This is a genomic window from Protofrankia symbiont of Coriaria myrtifolia (assembly GCF_900634755.1).
GTDB classification, from domain to species: Bacteria; Actinomycetota; Actinomycetes; order Frankiales; family Frankiaceae; genus Protofrankia; species Protofrankia coriariae.
In genome coordinates this window covers 1-3,389 of the sequence record NZ_CAAAFS010000201.1, presented here as the reverse complement: position 1 = coordinate 3,389, position 3,389 = coordinate 1, and the positions used below count along the sequence as shown (strand labels likewise).

General features: G+C 58.0%; 2 rRNA genes. Both read left to right on the top strand.

The features are described 5' to 3' along the window. Window positions 1-57: 57 nt before the first annotated feature. Window positions 58-3,141, top strand: a 23S ribosomal RNA gene (locus CM1CMNOD_RS11325). A 68-nt stretch (window positions 3,142-3,209) separates the two neighbouring features. Next, window positions 3,210-3,326: ribosomal RNA gene (gene rrf / locus CM1CMNOD_RS11320) — 5S ribosomal RNA — on the top strand. The last annotated feature ends 63 nt before the right edge of the window (window positions 3,327-3,389 follow it).

Sequence of the window (3,389 nt, the reverse complement as noted above, 5' to 3'; positions counted from 1 at the left end):
GGGTGGGTGGGGCCGTCTGTATCTTGAGAACTACACAGTGGACGCGAGCATCTTTGTGGCCAAGTTAGTAAGGGCACACGGTGGATGCCTTGGCACCAGGAGCCGATGAAGGACGTGGGAGGCTGCGATATGCCTCGGGGAGCTGTCAACCGAGCTATGATCCGAGGATTTCCGAATGGGGAAACCCGGCAGGGCTTGAAATCCTGTCACCCGCGCCTGAACACATAGGGCGCGTGGAGGGAACGCGGGGAAGTGAAACATCTCATTACCCGCAGGAAGAGAAAACAACCGTGATTCCGTGAGTAGTGGCGAGCGAAAGCGGATGAGGCTAAACCGATGGCGTGTGAGAGCCGGCAGGCGTTGCGTGGTCGGGGTTGTGGGAGCGTTCGGGCGGATCTGCCGATCTGTCGAGGAGTGAGAAAGCGTCGTGTTAGTCGAAGGTCATGCGAATGGGCTGCCGTAGAGGGTAAGAGTCCCGTAGGCGAAAGCATGGCGTCTCCTGAGCGTTATCCCAAGTAGCACGGAGCCCGTGAAATTCCGTGTGAATCTGGCGGGACCACCCGCTAAGCCTAAATACTCCCTGGTGACCGATAGCGGACGAGTACCGTGAGGGAAAGGTGAAAAGTACCCCGGGAGGGGAGTGAAATAGTACCTGAAACCGTGTGCTTACAATCCGTGGGAGCGGGGGGCTTGCCCCTGTGACCGCGTGCCTTTTGAAGAATGAGCCTGCGAGTTTGCGATGTGTGGCGAGGTTAACCTTTGTGGGGGAGCCGTAGCGAAAGCGAGTCCGAAGAGGGCGTTTGAGTCGCATGTCCAAGACCCGAAGCCGAGTGATCTATCCATGGCCAGGTTGAAGCGCGGGTAAGACCGTGTGGAGGACCGAACCCACCAGGGTTGAAAACCTGGGGGATGAGCTGTGGATAGGGGTGAAAGGCCAATCAAACTCGGTGATAGCTGGTTCTCCCCGAAATGCATTTAGGTGCAGCGTCACGTGTTTCTTGCCGGAGGTAGAGCACTGGATGGCCTAGGGGGCCTACAAGCTTACTGAAGTCAGCCAAACTCCGAATGCCGGTAAGTGAAGCGTGGCAGTGAGACTGCGGGGGATAAGCTTCGTAGTCGAGAGGGAAACAGCCCAGATCGCCAGCTAAGGCCCCTAAGCGTGCGCTAAGTGGGAAAGGATGTGGAGTCGCGGAGACAACCAGGAGGTTGGCTTAGAAGCAGCCACCCTTGAAAGAGTGCGTAATAGCTCACTGGTCAAGTGGTTCTGCGCCGACAATGTAGCGGGGCTCAAGCGCACCGCCGAAGCTGCGGCATACACACGTGTGTGTATGGGTAGGGGAGCGTCGTGTGGTGTGTGAAGCGGCGGGGTGACCCAGCCGTGGATGCTACACGAGTGAGAATGCAGGCATGAGTAGCGAATGACGGGTGAGAATCCCGTCCGCCGGATGACTAAGGGTTCCTGGGGCAGGCTAATCCGCCCAGGGTGAGTCGGGACCTAAGGCGAGGCCGACAGGCGTAGTCGATGGACAACGGGTTGATATTCCCGTACCGGCGCTGATGCGCCCATGCTGAACCTGGTTCGTGCTAACCGTCCGATCTGCATTCTGCTTTCGAGTGGGGTGTGGGGAGCGCGGGATCCCGGCTGGTAGTAGGCAAGCGATGGGGTGACGCAGGAGGGTAGTCCAGCCCAGGCGGTGGTTGTCCTGGGGCAAGGGTGTAGGGCGAGGCATAGGTAAATCCGTGTCTTGTGTGCCTGAGACCTGATGCCGAGCCGATTGTGGCGAAGTGGATGATCCCATGCTGCCGAGAAAAGCCTCTAGCGAGTGTCAGGGCCGCCCGTACCCGAAACCGACACAGGTAGTCAGGTAGAGAATACCAAGGCGAGCGAGTGAACTGTGGTTAAGGAACTCGGCAAAATGCCCCCGTAACTTCGGGAGAAGGGGGGCCGTTGTCCGTGTAGGGGCTGTGCCTCCGAAGCGGATAGTGGCCGCAGAGACCAGGGGAAAGCGACTGTTTACTAAAAACACAGCTCCGTGCGAAGTCGTAAGACGATGTATACGGAGTGACGCCTGCCCGGTGCTGGAACGTTAAGGGGACGGGTTAGCATTTCGGTGCGAAGCTCAGAACTTAAGCGCCAGTAAACGGCGGTGGTAACTATAACCATCCTAAGGTAGCGAAATTCCTTGTCGGGTAAGTTCCGACCTGCACGAATGGCGTAACGACTTTCCTACTGTCTCAACCACAGACTCGGCGAAATTGCATTACGAGTAAAGATGCTCGTTACGCGCGGCAGGACGGAAAGACCCCGGGACCTTTACTATAGCTTGATATTGGTGCTCGGTTCGGCTTGTGTAGGATAGGTGGGAGACTGTGAAGCGGGAACGTCAGTTTCGGTGGAGTCACTGTTGAAATACCACTCTGGTCGAATTGGGTGTCTAACTTGGGTCCGTGATCCGGATCAGGGACAGTGTCAGGTGGGTAGTTTAACTGGGGCGGTTGCCTCCTAAAGGGTAACGGAGGCGCCCAAAGGTTCCCTCAGCCTGGTTGGCAATCAGGTGTCGAGTGCAAGTGCACAAGGGAGCTTGACTGTGAGACAGACATGTCGAGCAGGTGCGAAAGCAGGGACTAGTGATCCGGCGGTGGCTAGTGGAAGCGCCGTCGCTCAACGGATAAAAGGTACCCCGGGGATAACAGGCTGATCTTGCCCAAGAGTCCATATCGACGGCAAGGTTTGGCACCTCGATGTCGGCTCGTCGCATCCTGGGGCTGGAGTAGGTCCCAAGGGTTGGGCTGTTCGCCCATTAAAGCGGTACGCGAGCTGGGTTTAGAACGTCGTGAGACAGTTCGGTCCCTATCCGCCGCGCGCGTAGGAGACTTGAGAAGGGCTGTCCCTAGTACGAGAGGACCGGGACGGACGAACCTCTGGTGTGCCAGTTGTTCTGCCAAGGGCACGGCTGGTTGGCTACGTTCGGGAGGGATAACCGCTGAAAGCATCTAAGCGGGAAGCCTGCTTCGAGATGAGGTCTCCCACAGGGTGAACCTGGTAAGGCCCCCGAGTAGATGATCGGGTTGATAGGCCGGAGGTGGGCGTACGGTGACGTATGGAGCTGACCGGTACTAATAGGCCGAGGGCTTGTCTTCGAAGGTATTGCGCGTCCACTGTGTGGTTCTGGGGGTATGGCCGGTTTCCGGTTGTAGTCTCGTGGTGTTTCGGTGGTTATGGCGAAGGGGAAACGCCCGGTTCCATTCCGAACCCGGTAGCTAAGCCCTTCTGCGCCGATGGTACTGCGTGGGTGACTGCGTGGGAGAGTAGGTCGCTGCCGGACTTGTGTGTGGTGGGGAGGGGCTGCCCGGTTTCGGGTGGCCCCTCTTCGTCATGCACGAAAACC